The 19,273-nt window shown below is 39.0% G+C and carries 17 protein-coding genes; 2 read left to right on the top strand and 15 right to left on the bottom strand.

Annotation, left to right across the window (positions count from 1 at the left end):
• Positions 1–8 precede the first annotated feature (8 nt).
• A complete protein-coding gene (locus JI666_RS03325; RefSeq protein ID WP_206888891.1) occupies positions 9–461 on the top strand; it encodes an SRPBCC family protein in 453 nt (150 codons plus the stop codon).
• A gap of 81 nt (positions 462–542) precedes the next feature.
• Complete coding sequence (locus JI666_RS03320; RefSeq protein ID WP_206888889.1) at positions 543–1,136, top strand: DUF6944 family repetitive protein; 594 nt, start codon at positions 543–545, stop codon at positions 1,134–1,136.
• A 13-nt stretch (positions 1,137–1,149) separates the two neighbouring features.
• On the opposite strand, the gene JI666_RS03315 is transcribed toward JI666_RS03320, so the two are convergent.
• The 15 genes from JI666_RS03315 to JI666_RS03245 form a co-directional block, all read right to left on the bottom strand.
• Positions 1,150–2,622, bottom strand: a complete 1,473-nt coding sequence (locus JI666_RS03315) for a flavin monoamine oxidase family protein (RefSeq protein WP_286170547.1) — start codon at positions 2,620–2,622, stop codon at positions 1,150–1,152.
• Between the two features lie 71 nt (positions 2,623–2,693).
• Positions 2,694–3,167, bottom strand: coding sequence for a GNAT family N-acetyltransferase (locus JI666_RS03310; RefSeq protein ID WP_206888885.1), 474 nt, complete (start codon positions 3,165–3,167; stop codon positions 2,694–2,696).
• 88 nt (positions 3,168–3,255) lie between these two features.
• Positions 3,256–4,446 (bottom strand): thiolase family protein, encoded by a 1,191-nt coding sequence (locus JI666_RS03305; protein WP_206888883.1) that lies wholly within the window; start codon positions 4,444–4,446, stop codon positions 3,256–3,258.
• 14 nt (positions 4,447–4,460) lie between these two features.
• Positions 4,461–5,609 carry an acyl-CoA dehydrogenase family protein gene (locus JI666_RS03300; RefSeq protein WP_206888881.1) on the bottom strand — a complete coding sequence of 383 codons (1,149 nt, stop codon included), beginning with the start codon at positions 5,607–5,609 and terminating at the stop codon, positions 4,461–4,463.
• Between the two features lie 18 nt (positions 5,610–5,627).
• The gene (locus tag JI666_RS03295; protein ID WP_206889299.1) at positions 5,628–6,473 is read right to left on the bottom strand and encodes a 3-hydroxyacyl-CoA dehydrogenase family protein; all 846 of its coding nucleotides are present in this window, start codon (positions 6,471–6,473) and stop codon (positions 5,628–5,630) included.
• Between the two features lie 227 nt (positions 6,474–6,700).
• Positions 6,701–8,095 (bottom strand): FAD-binding oxidoreductase, encoded by a 1,395-nt coding sequence (locus JI666_RS03290; protein ID WP_206888880.1) that lies wholly within the window; start codon positions 8,093–8,095, stop codon positions 6,701–6,703.
• A 127-nt stretch (positions 8,096–8,222) separates the two neighbouring features.
• A complete protein-coding gene (locus tag JI666_RS03285) occupies positions 8,223–9,764 on the bottom strand; it encodes a flotillin family protein (protein WP_206888878.1) in 1,542 nt (513 codons plus the stop codon).
• A gap of 188 nt (positions 9,765–9,952) precedes the next feature.
• Positions 9,953–10,351 carry a MaoC/PaaZ C-terminal domain-containing protein gene (locus JI666_RS03280; RefSeq protein ID WP_206888876.1) on the bottom strand — a complete coding sequence of 133 codons (399 nt, stop codon included), beginning with the start codon at positions 10,349–10,351 and terminating at the stop codon, positions 9,953–9,955.
• A complete protein-coding gene (locus JI666_RS03275; protein ID WP_206888874.1) occupies positions 10,348–10,797 on the bottom strand; it encodes a MaoC family dehydratase N-terminal domain-containing protein in 450 nt (149 codons plus the stop codon). The genes JI666_RS03280 and JI666_RS03275 overlap by 4 nt, the downstream gene beginning before the upstream one ends.
• Positions 10,798–10,807: 10 nt before the next feature.
• On the bottom strand, positions 10,808–11,983 hold the full coding sequence (locus JI666_RS03270) for an acyl-CoA dehydrogenase family protein (protein WP_206888872.1): 1,176 nt from the start codon (positions 11,981–11,983) through the stop codon (positions 10,808–10,810).
• A gap of 167 nt (positions 11,984–12,150) precedes the next feature.
• Positions 12,151–12,966, bottom strand: a complete 816-nt coding sequence (locus tag JI666_RS03265; protein ID WP_206888870.1) for a YkwD family sporulation-associated protein — start codon at positions 12,964–12,966, stop codon at positions 12,151–12,153.
• A gap of 145 nt (positions 12,967–13,111) precedes the next feature.
• Entirely contained in the window at positions 13,112–15,856 is a 2,745-nt protein-coding gene (ppc, locus tag JI666_RS03260; RefSeq protein WP_206889297.1) for a phosphoenolpyruvate carboxylase, read from the bottom strand.
• 261 nt (positions 15,857–16,117) lie between these two features.
• Positions 16,118–16,777 carry a potassium channel family protein gene (locus JI666_RS03255; RefSeq protein WP_206888867.1) on the bottom strand — a complete coding sequence of 220 codons (660 nt, stop codon included), beginning with the start codon at positions 16,775–16,777 and terminating at the stop codon, positions 16,118–16,120.
• Positions 16,778–16,789: 12 nt separating this feature from the next.
• Positions 16,790–18,103: a TrkH family potassium uptake protein gene (locus JI666_RS03250; RefSeq protein ID WP_206888864.1), complete on the bottom strand. Its 1,314-nt coding sequence runs from the start codon at positions 18,101–18,103 to the stop codon at positions 16,790–16,792.
• Positions 18,104–18,273: 170 nt separating this feature from the next.
• Positions 18,274–19,254: an MBL fold metallo-hydrolase gene (locus tag JI666_RS03245; RefSeq protein ID WP_286170545.1), complete on the bottom strand. Its 981-nt coding sequence runs from the start codon at positions 19,252–19,254 to the stop codon at positions 18,274–18,276.
• Positions 19,255–19,273 lie beyond the last annotated feature (19 nt).

The following is a 19,273-nucleotide window of genomic DNA, read 5'->3' as shown; positions in this document are numbered from 1 at the left end:
GAAATGGAATGGAAAAGAAGTGGGATAAGTCGATACTCATCAATGCTTCTATCGAAACAGTTTGGAGCTACCTTGATGGTTCTCTTGAAAATATGCAAAAGATCATGCCTAATGTCGTTGATAACCAACCAGTAACCGTAACTGACAATGTCATTGGGAGCGTTTACCGACAATCCTATCGTGAAGGAAAGCGCGTGATGGAATATGATGTACATACGCTAGATTATAACAATCAAGATGACTATAAAAAATTGAAAATAGGTTTTAATCTAGCGAGTATGTTTCAAATCGAAGGATGTTATGAACTTACTAAAGAGTCAGATACGACAACAAACCTACATTATACAGGTTTCAACAAACCTCTGAAGTGGTATATCAAACCATTTGTTTTGCTTTCTGGTGATAAAGTCGTTAACGATTTTATGGAAAGAGTAAAACGAGTAGCTGAGAATAAAGAATAGAATGGGTGAATTTATGAATAAAAAAACAATCGTGATGCCTTCTTCTAGAATAGTATAACGTAATGAAGGAGGCGTGTTTTAATGGATGTGTATGGAGAGCAATTAATCATTACTGGCGCCTGGATTCAAACGATAGGTGCAGGTGTTGCGTCCATTGGAAATACGTTCATTGCTACTGCAGAAGAAAATAGCGAAACTGCTGGTGGTGAGTTATACGTACTAGGCAATGGCATTGAAGCTACAGGTAATGCAATTAAAGCGATTGGACGAACCAACTTACCATTGGATAACGAAGATGAGACGTTTGGAACGATGGGGGCATGGTTTCAAGCGGCAGGTAACGTTGCAAACGTCGTAGGTGGTTCACAAGCCCTTACCGGAAAAAGGGATGAAGGTCTTAATATTGATATTTTGGGCGATGTTTTTCAATCGACTGGTGCAGCTTTTGAGGCGACAATTTCTAGTTTAAGTCATACAGCCTATACAGAATGGATTGCAATGGGACAATCGATTCAATCGTTTGCAGTTGCAATTGAGGCGATTGGCCTTCTTTATATAAAAAAAGGGAAAGTTAAATTCGGTCAGCAGATTGTTGCGCTCGGAAGTTATGGACAAACGGCTGGAGCCGCAATTGCTGCGATCGGATTGACTAAAAAATTCAATGTACTAAATTAGTTGAATATAACTATTATGCGCGCTGGTTGACCTCAAACGCAGCTCTAACTGCTGACTCAATTGCACCTTCAATCCAACCATGAAATGAAGACGTATGTTCCCCAGCAAAATGAATTCTTCCTTCTGGTTTTTTAGAAACTTCTTCAAATTCAGTAATTTGATTAGGTTTAAAAAGTGTAAAGCACCCACCAGAAAATTGATTCTGACTCCAACTAAATGAAGCTCCCGTTAAAAATTCTTCAAAAACTTTAGGTCCATGAATTTTGGCGAGGTCTTCAAGTGACTGAGTGATTTTTTGTTCATCAGAAAGGCTATTCCAAAGCATCGCATTATCTTCCCAGCTATAGCTTGCAAGTAAGACACCAGTTCGAGCTTCACCTACTGTTCGACTTGGGGTATACGTATAGCGATTAGGGAAGTCAGATATCATATTAGCTCCATTTAGACCTTCCCTCTCCCAAAAACGGTCTTTAAATTCCATTCCTATCTTGATTGATGCAACATAATGCAGTTCTCGTATGGCTTTCCATTTATCAAATGAAAAAGAACGGTAAGGATAGACCTCAATGAATTGGAATACTGAGAAAGGAACAGTAATGACAACATAATCAGCTGTAAACGTTTGGATCTTCCCCGTTTTCTGATTTCTAGTTTGAATCTCCACGCCTTGTGGACGCTGAATCATGCGATGTACTTTTTCGTTTAAAAGAATGTCATCTTGAAGCTCAGCCAAGAATGATTTAGGCAGTAAGTCATTGCCACCAGTAATTTCATTAAATTGCATATCTTCATTAAAAACGGTATTCACAATATCCGTTAAGATATCTATAAAGGAGAGTTCGGAAAATCCTTCAATACCGAGAAGAACTTTTACCATTCTAACCGCATTTGGTGATAAAGATGGTCCGATTGGATTAAAGCGCAGAAAATTCTCCATGGAATACTGATCGAATTTCTTCCTAAGAAATTTTTTTTGTTCTTCGTCCCCACCTTGATACAACATTAAAAAAGGGTTAACAGCATTCAAGAAGAGTTCTGTGGCTGTTTTCCCTTTTTCGTGTGGTTCAACAGGAAATTTAAGAATATCTGGATTTTCTTCGTATTTTGCTCTTGTTGTTCTTATACCATTGGCAAAAATAATATCTTTTGGTGAAGAATTAATAAATCGATTAATAGCAAGGTTAAATTTCATTATATATTCGTAAGTTAACTTATGCGTTGTTGGAATTCTCATCGCCCCAACATCGAGATAGTTATCTTCTGTAAAAGGTTCTCTTAATGTATACACTCTTCCACCAACACGATTATTTCCTTCGAGGATCGTTACTTGGTGTCCTGCTTGCTTCAATAATGATGCGGATACAAGTCCAGCCATGCCTGCACCGATTATAATAACATTCGCTGGTCTATTCGGTCTCTTAAGTCCTTTTTTGATGATCTTAAGCATGTCATCTGGGTATTGCAGTTTAGGAGTATCCCGAATCATCGCAGTCATCCTTTTTAATTTAAAGATATTATAAATGATAAGGAACTATTCTAATTCGATTATGTATTGATTTACACGAGAGTTTTAACCATTAAATAGTTTGGCATTGTGGTTTCGTTCTTGGTCACATTCTGTATGGTTATCAATTGAAACCCTTTACGCTCAAAAAACGGCTTAGCGGTTATGCTTGCTTCAGTTCTTAACTTTTTAATATTCATGCTAAGAGCAGCAGATTCGACCTTATCTAATAGTGCAGAGGCTATCCCAATTCTCTGGTATTCATGATGAATATACAGGCGATCTAGCAATCCAGAGGAAGATAGGTCACTAAAGCCAATAATTCGATGATCACTAAGAGCTACAAAAGTAGTGTTTTGAGCGAAAGAATCGCCCCAGGCGGTGAATTTAGTTTCTCTTTCGTCAGATGATGCCCAAGCGTTCACTTGTTCTTCTGAATAGTCTTTTCTATTCACGAGATGAACCGTGTCATAGAATAAATTGATGATTTGTTTCAAGTCTTTTTCCTCATATCGTCTTATTTTCATTTTTACCTCCATCATCAAGTTTCCCTATCAAATCGTACAGCTTAAGTAAACCAGAAAAAACAGCACTGAAAAAGTGCTGTCTAATGAATTAACGATAACTATTTTCTACCATCATTGCCATTCCCTGTCCACCACCAACACAAAGTGTTGCGATTCCAAAGCGTTCTTTCCTTCTTTTCATCTCATACATGAGCGAAGTAAGTATTCTAGCACCTGTTGCGCCTAGCGGATGACCGAGTGCAATCGCACCGCCGTTTACGTTTACTTTCTTTGTGTCGAGATCTAGTTCTCGAATGACGGCTAGTGCCTGTGAAGCAAACGCTTCATTTAATTCAATTAAACCAACATCTTCAATTTGTCTGCCTGTCCTCTCAAGAAGTTTTCGAACAGCAGGAACTGGACCGATTCCCATGATTTCAGGAGACACACCTGACGTTGCCCAGTCTATGATGCGGGCAAGCGGTTTAAGGTTATGTTCCTTCGCTTTTTCTTCTGTCATTACTAGCATGGCAACAGCTCCATCATTTCGTCCACATGAATTACCAGCTGTTACCGTTCCGTTTTCTTTAAATACTGGCGTTAGTTTTGAAAGTTTCTCTACTGACGTACCAGGCCTTGGATGTTCATCTGCATCTACAATCTTTGATTGTTTTCGAGACTTCACACTCATTGGAACAATTTCTTCACTAAAAGTACCATTCTCGAGGGCATTAGCAGCACGTCTCTGACTTTCAACTGCGAATGCATCTTGATCCTCTCTCGTTACGTGGAAACGTTCCGCGACATTCTCTGCCGTTATTCCCATACCAAGGTTTTCTCCATATAGTTCGATCGGCTGTTGACCTGCTTCGACGTTCGAATCAACCAGGCTCGTTTTATCCCCACCAAACCTGCTGTTGCGTAGATAGATAGGAGCATGACTTAAACTCTCCGTTCCACCAGCAACCACGACCTCCGCTTGTCCAGATTGTATTTGTTGTACAGCAGATGCAACAGCTTGCATACCTGAAGCACATAGACGATTGATTGTAAATGCTGGAGTGGTATCGGGGAGACCTGCTCTTAACGCTGCGACTCTTGCTACATTTGAAGATTCCGTCGTTTGTCTTACTTCACCAAGAATAACCTCATCAACAAGGTCTGGTGACAGGCCTGCTCTTGAAATAGATTCTTTGATTGCAATCGCAGCAAGTTCACCTGAATTATAATCTTTTAATACGCCACCATAACGGCCGACAGGGGTTCTCACTGCCTCGACAATAACAATATTCTCTTTCATTGATAAATCCTCCTTTAGCTATATTCCTTTCGAAGTTGACTTGCTATGATATTTTTTTGAATTTCAGAAGTTCCTTCATAAATACGTGTAATACGAGCATCACGGAAATAGCGTTCAATTGGATAGTCAGAAATATAACCTAAACCACCATGTACCTGAAGTGCTTTATCTGCGACTCTGTTGTACACTTCGGAGCCGTACAATTTAAGCATAGCTGCTTCCTTAATCACCTTTTGACCTTGATCAACCATCCATGCGACCCGGTATGTAAACGAACGAAGCGCTTCAATTTCAACGCCCATTTCTGCTACCATATGTGCCACTGCCTGGTGTTCAATAATCGGTACACCAAATTGGATTCGTTCTTCTACATGTTTCATGCTCAGATCAAGTAGCTTTTGAGAAGATCCAAGATTACGAGCAGCAAGGCCCGCACGCCCATTAGCTAAAATTTTTAATGCATTTACATACCCCTGTCCCACTTCACCTAACACATTTTCCTCGGGTACCTCACAGTTATCAAAAATAAGTTCAGCGGAATGAGAGCCTTTTAATCCCATTTTCTCTTCTACGGCACCGACAATGAATCCTGGGAAGCTTTTCTCAACAATGAAAGAAGTAATACCTTTTGCTCCTTTTGCAGGACCTGTCGCGGCCATAACAGTAAAAACGTCAGCTTCAATTGCGTTAGTTATATAATGTTTTGTTCCATTCAAAATATATTTTTTTCCATCTTTAACTGCAGTTGTTTTTAAATTTGAAGCATTTGATCCTGCAGACGGTTCTGTTAATGCAAATGCGCCTATTTTCTCCCCTTTTGCCATATCTGGAAGGTATCTCTTCTTTTGTTCTTCATTCCCAAGCTCTACAATACCCACTGACCCAATTCCAGTGTGAGCTCCAATTAGCGTTGTAAATCCATTATGGGTTTTCCCTAGTTCTTCATAAAGTGCACATTTCCCAACCATTCCAATGCCAAGTCCACCGTATTCTTCAGGAATACTTAAACCGAATAGTCCCATCTCTTTTGACATCTCAATAATTCGATCTGGAACTCTGTCTTCTCGCTCAATTGTCATAGCCACTTTCTCAACTTCATTTTGTACAAAATTTCGGATATTGGTTCTTAAAAATTCGATTTCTTCATCTAATTGAAAGTCCATGTATATCCCTCTATTCGTTTATGTATAGTCATAAAAGCCTTTTCCACTTTTTCGTCCTAGTCGACCAGCTTTAACGTATTTTGTCAGAATTGGACATGGTCTATATTTTTCTCCAAGTGTTTCATAAAGGTATTGCATGTTTCGAAGTCTTGTATCAAGTCCAACTAAATCTGCAAGCTCAAGCGGTCCCATCGGATGATTAAGACCAAGTTTCATGGCTTTATCAATATCCTCAGGTGAACCTACGCCTTCCATAACCATATTCATTGCTTCATTTCCAATCAGGCAATTCATACGACTTACAGCAAAACCTGGAAATTCATTGATTTTAACACATTCTTTTCCAATCGATTCTCCAAAGGCTATAGCCTTATTGATTGTTTCTTCAGATGTTTCTAACCCACAAATAACTTCAATAAGCTTCATTTTTGGAACTGGGTTAAAGAAATGAAGAGCTAGGCATTTTTCAGGTCTTCTTGTTTGAGCAGCTATTTCCGTCGGACTCATTGTTGATGTGTTCGTGGCGAGAATAGCATGAGCTGGGGTTAGCTCATCAAGTTGCTTGAAAATGCTTGTTTTAAGATCCATGATTTCAAGCACAGCCTCAATTACTAAGTCTCGACCCTTTGCTGCCTCGCTTAACTCTGTTGTAAATTGGATTCCGCTACGACGCTCGTCTGCCATTTCTTTCGATAACAATTCTTTCCTAACTGCACGGTCAAATTGTTTTTCAATATCCTCTTTTGCATTGTGTAAAGACATGTCGCTAACGTCTTGAACAATTACGGAGAGACCTGCAACAGCTGCTGAATACGCAATGCCTCTTCCCATCGTTCCTGCTCCAATTACTGCAATGTTTTGAATGGTCACTTCTATCACCCTTTTGAATTAATGTAATCGCTTACAAATTTGGATATTTATTTTACTTCTCGTCTGTATGTAAGACTTCCTTTAAACTGTGTATATTTTTACAATAGCTATGTTAACGAACAGTGTTGATTTTTGACTCATTCGAGTGAAAAATCGAGAAATCAACAATATGAGCTAACATAACCTTTCCAATAAAAAACCGTTCAGTGTGAACGGTTTGGTTAATTAGTAATGCGATCTATTGCGAAAATTTTACCTGGATTTAAAATACCTTTCGGATCGAGTGTTTGCTTAAGCGCCTTCATAACATCCAATGCTGGGCCATGTTCTTTCTGTTGATACTGTGTTTTACCTGTACCAACTCCATGTTCACCAGTACAAGTACCTCCACGTTCCAATGCATAGTGGACAAGGTGTTGGTTCAATTTCATTGCTCGATCGAGCTCATCTGAATCAGAAGGGTCAATCATAACAATAGCATGATAATTGCCATCTCCTACATGACCAAGAAGCGCGCCGTCTAATCCATACGTTTCAATTGCTTTACGTGCATCCACAATGGCGCGTGTGAGTTCTGATATTGGTACACAAACATCAGTAACCATCATTTTCTTTCCTGGTGAACCGTGACTGAAGGAATACGCTAGGTTATGGCGAGCTTCCCACAGAAGAGCCCTTTTCTTCGTATCATGTTCAAAAATAAATTCTTCGCAATCATTATCTTCTGCGATACTTTGTGCAAATACGACGTCCTGTTTTAAGCCTGCTTCGTTGCCGTGAAATTCAACAAATAAAGTTGGTTTCTCAATATAATTCGTTTCATTTGTTTTATTAACTTGCTGGACAGAGCGAGCATCTACAAGCTCGATTCTTGCTACTGGTATTGCAACATGAAGAATATTGGTAACAGTTGATACGGCCTTTTCGATTGAAGGGAAAACAATTCTACCTGCTAGCGTAGCTTCAGGTATGCCATTCACATTAAGGGTAAGCTCGGTGAATGTGCCAAGAGTGCCTTCTGATCCGACGAAAAGCCCATTAAGATGATAACCTGATGAAGATTTTGCTGTCATGCTTCCTGTATGTATGACGCGTCCATCAGCTAGAACAACTTCCAAATCGCGCACTTGATCGCGCATAACGCCGTATCGAACAGACATCGTACCGCTTGCGTTTGTTGCTGCCATTCCACCAAGGGTAGCATCTGCACCAGGATCTACAGTGAAGAATAAGCCGTGTTTTTTTAACTCCTTATTTAACTGAGAGCGGGTTACGCCTGGCTGAACTTTTACAAGAAAGTCTTTTGGACGAACCTCAAGTACTTTGTTCATCATCTGAAAATCAATAGAAATACCGCCATGATAAGGAATGACATGCCCCTCGAGACTTGATCCAAGTCCAAACGGAATGATTGGCACTTGATTGTCATTAGCTGTTTTAATAATTTTGGATACTTCTTCGGTTGTTTTAGGGAATACGACAACATCAGGGTCATGGGGTGTGTGATAAGACTCATCTTTGCTGTGCTGCTCGAGTACTGTAGCATTTACACTAATTTGATCATCTTCAAGGAAAGTAGACAATAGGGATAGAAGTTTCAACAGTCTTTCCTCCATTTGTATATAAAATTTATACTTTTCTGATAACTATCTCACCACTTTATCACTATTGGATAATATGCGTCAATCTCATAAAACTCTTTAACAAACGAAAAAGAGTCTGGGTATTAGCCAGACTCAAATTTTACGATTCTTTTAGATTGTTTTCTTCTTCTATTTCTTCTTCATATGCAGTAGCAACTTCGCTAGTATATTGATGCTCCTCTTCTTGTTCGTTCTCTTTCTTTGGAGAAGAGCTTTCTTTATCTGAAGCGAAGTTGTTGTAACTCCCTCTCGACACGAAGCTTTCTAGCATTGCTTTTAAGTCCATGCCCATTGATTCTTTAAGACTTGCTTGTAGACCAGTCATGGTTTTGGTTACGTTGTCTGTGATTTTTGCAGAACCGTTACTAGAACCGCCACCCATATCAATCACTTTCATTTCTGAAATCTGTGATAGCGGTTGAGCAATTTCGTGTGCGTATTTAGGCAACATGTCGACAACCATCTCAATAATCGCTGCTTCGCCATATTTCTCCATCGCTGTTGCCATTAATTCTTTTGCTTCGGCTTCAGCTCGGCCGCGTTCACGAATTACTTCAGCTTCGGCAAGGCCTTTTTGCTTCTGAATTTCAGCTTTCGTTTGACCGTCAATACGATCACTTTCTGCCTCAGCTTCCGCTTTTGCACGAATATCGTAAGCATTTGCATCTGCCTGTGTTTTCCTACGTTTTTGTTCTTCTAACTCTAACTCAACTTGACGTTGACGTTCGATATATTGTACCTGCATCTCTTCTTCTTTAACTTTCTGGTTTAGTCTTGCTTGCTCTAGATTGTAAGATTGTTCTGAACGAGCTCGTCCACGCTCGATCTCTTCTTTATATTCTGCTTCCTTTACATCCTTATCTTTTTGCGATTGAGCAATATCAATTTGACGCCTGATTTCATCTTCTTCGGCTTCTTGATCTGTCTTAGCCTTGTGCATACGGGTTTCACGTCTCGCATTCGCTTCAGCAATATCTGCATCTTTTCTAGCCTCTGCGATTCTGGGACGCCCAAGTGCTTCAAGGTATCCATTTTCCTCGTCGTCGTCTTTTAGTTCTTTTAAAGCAAAAGAAGTGATTTCAAAACCGAGGTTTTTTAGATCTTCCTCTGCTATGTTTTTCACTTTTTTGTTAACAGAATTAAAATCTTTGTAGATTTCATCCACCGTGAGGGAAGATATGATCGCACGAAGGTGACCTTCTAGAACTTCTTTTAGTTCGCGTTCTTTTTCTTTTTGTTCTTTACCAAGGAACTTCTCAGCGTAGTTCGCAACAATTTCAAGCTTGCTTCCTATGCTAATTTCAGCAACGCTTGTTGCTTTAATAGGTACACCTTCTGATGTGTATGCTTTTGGTGAAGCAATTTCTAATTGAAAAGATGTAAGATCGATCGGTGTACTCGTCTGGAACATTTTGAGTCGAATCCCGCCACCTCGAACAATTTTCATACTTCTACCATTATCATCTACAAAAATCCGGTTGTCCTTTTCAGCATCACCTAGTTTGGGGCCAGTGATGATTAGCGCCTGATTGGAGCTTGCTGTTTTATATCGCTTTTTGAAAATGAAAAAGCCGATTCCACCAGCGATAAGTAAGAAAAATAAGATAATCCCCGAAATGATTAATCCAATGAATTCCATCATATAGTGTTCATCTTCCTTTCTACGTTTTGCAATTCTTATTATGTAATTGCGTTCCCCTTTTCTACGATTGTGGTCATAAAAAGTTTCAGAATCTACCAAATTGACTAGAAATTGATGGATTCAAATCAAAAAACGAACCTTTAGGCAGGTTCGTTTAGCTGAACATAATGAATAATAAAACCTAATGACTAAAAACGCATTAAAATGGCTTCGCCTTTAACAACCACTTCATCTTTTTGATTCATTGCGAGAACATCAAATTTGTATTGATCATTTTGAATGGATGCAAGTGATGCTTGTAGCGTAATGACATCGTTTAAGAAAACCATTCCTTTAAAAGCAACGGAATACTCTTTAAGAAACACTTCTTCATAATAAGGCGTAAAGAGTTTTGCTAAGTTACCCATTGTCCACATACCATGAGCAATAATTCCCGGCAGTCCTGCCTTAGAAGCTTCCTCATCAATGGTGTGTATAGGGTTAAAGTCGCCTGACGCACCTGCATACTTAATTAAATCAAGCCGAGAGACAGGTGGAAGAGTTACTTCTAATGGAGTGCCAATATTAAATTCGTTAACTGTGTTCATGAAGACATCCCCCTTCTGACGGCTTCAGTGATGATAACGACTTGTTCTTCGGTGAAAATTGTTTCTCCATCTGGTTCTTTACCTACTCGTTTTAAGATGAGAAATCCTAAAAGACCGCTTTTCCCATTACGTTCGTAATAATCCTCTAATGCTGTAGTACACATTACAGTCTCACCGACAAGAAGAGGACGATTGTAATGAAATGTTTGTTTCCCATGAATCAATCCAACATTAGGAAGATTAAATTCTTCTATAACTCCATAATCAAACACTCTCGGATATGTAGGAGGGGCAAGGTTCGTACCATACCTTGAGCGTTTGCCGACCTCTTCATCTGTATAAATTGGAGAAGGATCTCCTATTGCTTTTGAGAATGCTCTGACAGACCCGAGTTCCACAGTATTCTTTACAGGAGTGGATTGTTTTCCGATTAATTCTTGAAACATACAAATCCTCCTAAGCGTATTGTCCGACTTTTACATGTCCTTTTAACAGGTTTCTTGCAATAATAAGGCGTTGGATTTCATCCGTTCCGTCATATATTCTCCAGAGTCTCGCTTCACGGTACCAGCGTTCAATTGGTAACTCTCTTGTATAACCCATCCCGCCGTGGATTTGTAGAACGCGATCAACGACTCTGTTTCCCATGTTAGATCCATATAATTTTGCCATTGATGCAAGGTGACGGTTGTCTTTCCCTTCATCAAGTGTATAGGCAGCGTTTAATACGAGCCATTTCGCTGCTTCAATCTCCACGGCAGAATCTGCAATTTGCCACTGAATAGCCTGGCGCTCTGCAATTGGTTTACCAAATGTTTCTCTTTCGTTTGAATAATCTATGGCCATTTTTAACAGTCGTTCTCCTGCTCCCACAGCTGTAGCACCAACGATCCAACGAGCAAAACCAATCCATTCAAGCCCGAGATTATAACCACCATTTACTTCTCCAAGAATATTTTCATGAGGGACTCTTACGTTATCAAAAACAAGGCCAGCAGGACCCCATTCTCCCATTGTATGAATATATTCTGACCTCCATCCCATCTCTCGATCGACGATAAAGCAAGTAACCCCATCTCGACCAGTAGCAGCGTGTTTTTCTTTGTCCGTGATGGCAATAACCATCACAAAGTCAGCCTCATTACCACCAGTGATAAAGGTTTTCTCACCATTTAATACCCACTCATCACCGTCTTGGACGGCAGTCATTTTAATGTTACGCGTATCAGAACCAGCGCCTGGTTCTGTCATGGCAAAACAAGATTTCTTATCTCCGTTAATCGTTGGTAGCAAATAATTCTTTTTCTGATCTTCATTAGCATAATACAGGATATTGTCAGCTGAGCCTCCGAATCGAAACGGAACGAACGTTTTTGATACTTCCATCATCACGATTGCAAGCATCATTTGACCAAGGTCCGCACCACCGTATTCTTCAGGTGTATTAATTCCCCAGAACCCTGCTTTTTTTGCTTTTTGTTGTAATTCATTCATCTTTTCGGCAGAGATACCTGGTTTTCCTTCACGCTCATTCCGCAGAACATCATTTTCTAAGGGCATTAATTCATTTTCAACGAACTTGCGAATTGTTTTTTGCACCATAACCTGTTCATCTGTTAGACGTAAATCCATGTTAGATCTCTCCTTAAGTATCTATTTAAAAAACAAAAAGCAAAACTTACTAACCGGTTAGTATCCTATTTCGACATATTGATTCTTCTTCCTTCTTATAACTTAGAGATTGTTTAGGCTAGTTAAAATAAAAGAGGGGATCAGGCACTTGCCTGACCCCCTTACTTCTATTTCCCTATAAACATTTGAGTCCAGTAATGTCCATCTTGTGCAAGTCCAACGCCAATATGAGTAAAGTTCTTATTCATAATGTTCTTACGGTGACCTTCACTCTTCATCCATGCATCAACTACTGCTTCAGGTGTTTGTTGACCCTGAGCAATGTTTTCTCCAGCAGTGTTAAAATCAACACCAAAGTCTCTCATCATGTCAAAAGGTGAGCCATACGTTGGGCTCGTATGAGAAAAGTAATTCTTTTGTTGCATGTCGCGGGATTTTTCCTGTGCTACATCACTCAATGAAGGCATTGCTTTTAAATTCGAAAGACCTTGCTTTCTTCTCTCAGCATTTGTTAAATCAATTACTTGTTGAACTTCTTTGCTGATTTCTCCTGATTGTTTTGGAGCTTTCTTGTTCTCAGTGTCATCTTGCTTAGGTGCGGCTTTTTGATCAGGTTGTGCTTGCCCTGTACCTTGATCTGGTCGCATCTTCTGTTGGCGCTGTTGCTCTTCTTTCCCACCAATTCCATATTGTTCAGGGAAGCCTTCTGGCAAGTATTCTCTAGGATCTACTCCTTCAGGCAGTGCCTCTTTAAATTCAAATTGCCCATTCTGAACAATTTCACCATGTGGAAATTTAATACTTGGTGTTTCAGTACTATACGAGTTCGGGTCAATGGTTAGTTGTCCACTGTTTATCCGCTGAACACCTTCTGTAGGCGAACTCGTTTTATTGATATCGAGTGCTTCATCGTTATTATTTGCATTACATGCCCCAAGTAGTAATAAACCCGGCAGCAATAATGGCATTAGTTTCTTATACATTGGTTGCCCTCCTGTAATTCAATTTCTTACTGTCTTAGTTTTTCTAAAGAAGGACAAAGTATATGTGGTAATAATCGAGAAATCATAAGAAAGGTTCCAGTTATACAAAAAAAGCTTCTCTCAATTGAGAGAAGCTTTTCATTCATCAACCAGTATTTCGAAGTCCAGCTGCAATGCCATTAATCGTAAGGAGAATTTCTTTCAGCAATTCGTCATCAGAACTCCCATCAGCACGATAAGTTGAGATCAGTTCAACTTGAAGTGAACTCAATGGATCAACGTAAGGGTTTCTTAATCGGATGGAATCTTTAATATTTGGCGTACCGTCAAGAAGCTCTTTTTGACCAGTAATCGTTAGAATAACATCTTTTGTCTGATGATATTCATCCACGATTTTACCGAAAATACGACTTGATAGTTGCTGATCATCAATGAGATCCATATATTTTTCTGCTGTTGTTAAGTCAGCTTTCATTAAGCCCATTTGCAAATTATCGATTAAAGAAGCAAAAAATGGCCAGTTTTCATACATTTCTTGGAGCGTACTTAAACCTTCATTAGTGGATGCATATTCAGTAAGACCTGTACCTGATGCATACCATGCAGGCATCAATTGACGGCTCTGAGTCCAGGCAAACACCCATGGAATGGCTCGAAGATCATCAAAGTGATCTGTTCCTTTGCGACTCATAGGTCTTGAGCCGATATTAAGTGCACTAAGCTCTGGTAATGGTGTTCCTTGTTTGAAGTAAGCTAGAAACCCTTCATCTTGGAAGACCAGTGATTGGTAAGTCTTAAGTGAGACTTCAGAGATCTGTTCCATTGCTTTCTGCCATTTCTCTTGTCTTTTATCTTTTTCAATTCCAGATACAGCCGATGTTAGCAGTGTAGTTGTTGCTTGCTCTAAACTTCTATAGGCAATATCATACAAAAGATAACGAGAAGATAACACTTCACCTTGCTCGGTAATCTTCACTCCAGCTGTGTATGTTTCAGGTGGCTGTGATAATAAACTTCTTCGTAGTGGACCGCCACCACGTCCAAGAGCACCACCACGTCCGTGGAAGAACTTCAGACGCAAGTTGCGGTCAGAAGCAAGGCGACTAATTTCTTGTTGTGCCTCATAAAGTTTCCAGTTAGCAGTAAGCGTTCCGCCGTCTTTGCTTCCGTCAGAATAACCAAGCATGATTTCTTGTCTGTTATCAAGCTTTTCGAGATGATTTTTATACACTGGAAGATCAAATAATGTTTCCATGATGGAAGGACCAGCTTTTAAATCATCGATTGTCTCTAGCAATGGAGCGATATTCAAATCACTTTCGATGCTGCCATCTGAATGTAAGCGATAGATGTTTGCCTCTTTAGCAAGAACAAGTACTTCAAGCAAGTCACTTGCAGATTGTGTCATGCTAATTAAGTATACTGAAATTGAATTCAAACCAAATTCATTATGTGCTTTCTTAATCATGTTAAAAATATCAAGGATTTTTCTCGTTTTTTCAGAGTAATCTTCATATGTTGAGAGCACAGGCCTTGGATCTTCTAGAACATCGCTAAGCAATTTCACCTTTTCCTTTTCAGGAAGAGATGCATAGTCATTAGCAACATTTACTCGTTTAAATACTTCTGCAATAGCTGCTTCATGTTCACCGCTATGATTTCGGATATCTAAAGTAGCAAGATGAAAACCGAAGAGTGACGCCTGGCGTATCAGCTTAGTAAGATCCGCGAAATGATATCGTTCCGGATGGTGCTGACGAAGGCTGTTGGCGATTAGCTTCAAGTCCTCAATAAAACTTTCTACATCACTATATCCCTTATCAGAATTAATGCGATTAAGCTTTTCTAATACGTAAGCAAGTTTAACACGATAAGCTTCATGTGCAACGCCCCACTCTTTTACTTCTGGAAATGCTTCTTTATCTCTTTCGATTGAAGCAATGAGTTCACCACAAATTGGTATACGATTGGTGGATTGACTAAGCTTCCGCATTAAATTTTTGATGGATTCTTTATATTTCGAAAGGACAACATCACGCTGTCTTTCAAGTGTGTTCCAAGTTACTTGAGGTGTTACGAATGGGTTACCATCACGATCTCCCCCAATCCACGAACCGAATTTCAGGATATTAGGAATGCGCCACTCTGCATCCGGATAGTGTTCTTGGAGACATTCTTCAAGTTCTTGATGAATTTGAGGAAGAACCTCAAAAAGCGTTTCTTCAAAATAGAAAAGTCCCATGTTGACTTCATCCATTACAGAAGGCTTTTTATGGCGCAGTTCATCTGTTTGCCAAAGTGTCGTAATTTCATTTAATAGCTCTTCTTTAAGTCCTTTTTGCTCACGCTTTGTAAGCAATGGGTTGTCCAATTGTTGTAATGAGACTGCAATGCGCTTATGAATTTCAAGCACGGATCGTCTTGTTGCTTCTGTTGGGTGTGCAGTAAGAATTAATTCAAGAGAAAGAGATGATAGTGTATCTTCAATCAGTTCACCTGGCACATTATTTTTCTTAAGCAGAGCGATTGCATGTGGTATGGAACCTGGTTGTGATTGGTCCTCTTCAAGCATTTGATAATCGCGTCGTCTTCTAATGCGGTGGTTTTGCTCAGCGATATTTACAAGATGAAAATACAATGCAAAGGCACGAATGACTTGCTTTCGCATCGGTGGTTTAAGTGTATGAATTTCTTCTTTAAGTTCATGAGATGTTTCTTGACTTACTTCCTGTCTAAGTGATTTCGTCTTCTCACGAATCGATTCAACCCTATAAAGAAGTTCTTTGCCGCCATGCTGCACTAAAACGTCACCTAATAAACTTCCCAGCATACTAATGTCACGTCTTAGGGCAACGTGGTGACTCTGTAGTGTCGAACGTTCTGTATCCATAGCCATGTACAATCAACCTTTCTTTTTCTTATAGAGATATCTAATTAAATATTAAAAATATTTCAATAAACTTATTATAAACAAGAAAATTTATTCTTGTCATCTTTTATGACGCTGCCACTTTTGCTTTACATCGGCTATACCTACTTACATTAAAGGAATGAAAACGCATTCAAATAAAATTTATTTTTTTCGAGAATCTATAAAAAAACCTCGCAAAAAAGGCGAGGTAAGGTCAAATCAATTTATTATCTTCTTTTATTATATAGAGAATTTTCGTTTGAATTGGTCGATTTTTTTGTTTTCACCAACCATCAAAATGACGTCCCCTTTTTCAAATGCCACTTCAGCATAACGGCTTAAAATGGGAGAATCCTGACGTAAAATAAGTGATACGTTTAATTCATATTTTCTTGAAAATTCGAGATCAAGAAGCGTTTTACCTACTAATTCATCAGGTACTTTGATCTCAATTGCTGATACATTCTTTGTAATTTCGATGTATTCAAGGACGTTAGGCATTGTAATTTGCTTCGCAACCTTCATGCCAGCCTCTTCTTCTGGATAGATAACTTGATCTGCACCTAAATTGGATAAGATCTCACCAATCTCACGACTCACAGCTTTCGTAATAATTTTCTTTGCGTTCCGATCGTGAAGACGATTTGTAATTAATATGGCTGAATACGCATCTGTTCCAATAGCAACAAATACGGCATCATACTGTTCCACATTCAAATCATCCATGACACGATTTTCACGAAGGTCCCCTACAATGGAATGTGTTGTATAATCATCAACATCTTCTAATGGGCCTTCATCTTTATCACAAACAACAACATCGCATTTCTGGGCATATAATTCTCGGATGATTCCTTTAGCGAACCGCCCAGCTCCTATAACTAAATATTGCTTCCGCATATTGAACACTCCTTAACCTACAGCGAGATCCTCTTTTAAATAACGCGTTCGTGACCTTTCAATTTTGAATACAACATAGATGAAACTAAAGACACCAATCCTTCCGATAATCATTAACATACAGAGAAGCAATTTAGAAATGCCAGCGAGCTCTGCGGTTATTCCCATCGAAAGACCAGTATTCGTAAGTGCTGAAAGAACTTCGAACGCAACCATTTCGATTTCCTGCGCCTCAAAAATTGATAGAAAGATGGTTGAGAAACCGAATAAAAAGATAAAGGTTAATAAAATGAGAAACGATTTGTTAATCGAATCCTGAGAAATCGTCTTTTTAAATAATGTTGTATTTTCTTCCGATCGTGCAACAGATATCATCTTTGCAACTAAAACAGTAAAGGTTGTTAAACGTAAGCCTCCCCCTGTACTAGAGGAAGCGCCGCCGATAAACATCAAACTCATCAATATTAGGAGGGTTGTTATATTAAGCGTCGAGATATCAACCGTTGTTAGTCCACCGTTTCTTGATGTCGCAGATAAGAAAATAATATTGACGAGTTTATTGAACAGTGAAAGATGGCTAAATACCCCATTATGCTCTAATAGAAAGTAAATGACTGTTCCGAAAAGAAATAAAGAACTGTGCAGTCTAATGTTCACTTTTGTAAATAAACTTTTCTTCTTTCGAAATGCAAATATGTATTCGACTATGGTCGGAAACCCAAGACTTCCAAGAAAAATCATAGTAGCAGACGTTAATAAAAGCAACCAGTTTTCTTGAAATGAAATTAAACTATCACCGAATAGATCAAATCCGGCATTGGTAAAACTTGCTACACTGTGAAAAACAGTGATAAATATGGCTTCTTTAAGTGAACTTGACTGTTCATGTATCCCATTAAACATTAAGCCGAAGCCTATAGCTTCAACCGTTAAGGCAATCATCAATACAGAAAGACTCAACGAACGGATTGTTTTTAACTGGGTTTGGTTCTGGTCTTTAGAGATTAGCAACATACTCGACAACGTTAGTTTTTTTCCCATCATCATAAACAAATAACTAACAAGTACTAGTATTCCAATACCGCCAAGCTGCATTTCAATGATTAACATCGCTTGACCAATTCTTGTGAATTCGGAAGAAATGTTTAAAACGGTTAGCCCTGTTACACTAAGCGCACTTGTTGAAACGAACAAGGCATCAATTAATTGAATCGAACCGATATGAGAGATTGGCAGCAAGTAAAGAATTGCAAATAAAAGAATGGTTCCCATATACATTAAGAAAATATAGCGAAAGGATTTAATCGTTGATTTATTCTTAATCATAGCATCTCTCCACATACGTTCTTTCTACTTTGTTCCTATCACTCCACTATATCATGAAAGAAAAGCCTTTGCTTCACTCTCTGACAAACACAAAGCCATAGAATTGGTGCAGGTTATCTTTCACCATCTTTTTATCTAATCGTACAGTAGAAAACCTCTTAAGACGATTCTTAAGAGGTTTTCTTAGCCGTTTTTGTATAGTAATCTACAAGACCCATCGCACACACCTTTAAATCGACGCTGATATAGTTGTAAACAGCATGATCTTCTGGAACATCATGCTCATCTAACACCGTTTTAACGAGAAGTAACAGTTCTTCTGCTAACAGATTACTCATTTCCACAAAAGAACCCTCTTCTAATCGATCAACGGTTGTTTCTGTTTTTTTAAGGAAAAGTGACAACCAGTGCTTAAGCTGTCTAGATACTTCACGAGGATTATCAGACTTGCCATAATGCCCGAAATAGATAGCATTTGGATAATAAGAAAAGATTTTTTTAGCTGAATCAAGCATTGCTTCAGGATCAAATTGGTTTGGTGATGTTGAGGGCAAATACAATTCAAAATCCAGCTGTGGATAATAAACACCTACGGTATCTCCTACAAAGACCCCATTCGTCTTCGAATCATGTATCGAAAAATGATGCTTTGCATGCCCTGGTGTGTCAAAGAATGTTAGCGTTCTTTTTGGGCCAATTGATAAGGTGTCTCCGTCATTCATCACCATTAAGCGATCCTCTGGAATCGGCACAATAGGGTCAAAGAGCTCATCGAATTTATTTCCATAAACTGCTTTTGCGCCTTGAATGAGGCGCACTGGATTACAAAGGTGACGTGCACCTTTTGGATGAACAATTACACGAGCATTTGGACACTTTTCAAGTAAGAGACCAGCACCTCCAGCATGATCAAGGTGTATGTGAGTAATGATAATATTCTTAATTGACTTTAATTCAATATTAAGGTCTTTAAGCCCTTCCATTAAATAAGGTATAGAGGGACTGGCACTTGTCTCAATGATAGTGAGCTCTTCTTCGTGTAGTATGTAACTTCCAGTTCGTTTCGCAAAGGTTAAGTCGTAAAGGTCAACAAGAGATAAATCCTTTTCAATTCTAAGCGTTTCTAGCATATCAATCTTCCCTCCAAGCATTATCATACTCTTCTAGGAA

The organism is Bacillus sp. NTK071 (genome assembly GCF_017303315.1).
GTDB lineage: Bacteria > Bacillota > Bacilli > Bacillales > Guptibacillaceae > Guptibacillus.
The sequence above is the reverse complement of the archived record's forward strand: the minus strand, read 5'-3'. Positions and strand labels throughout refer to the sequence as shown.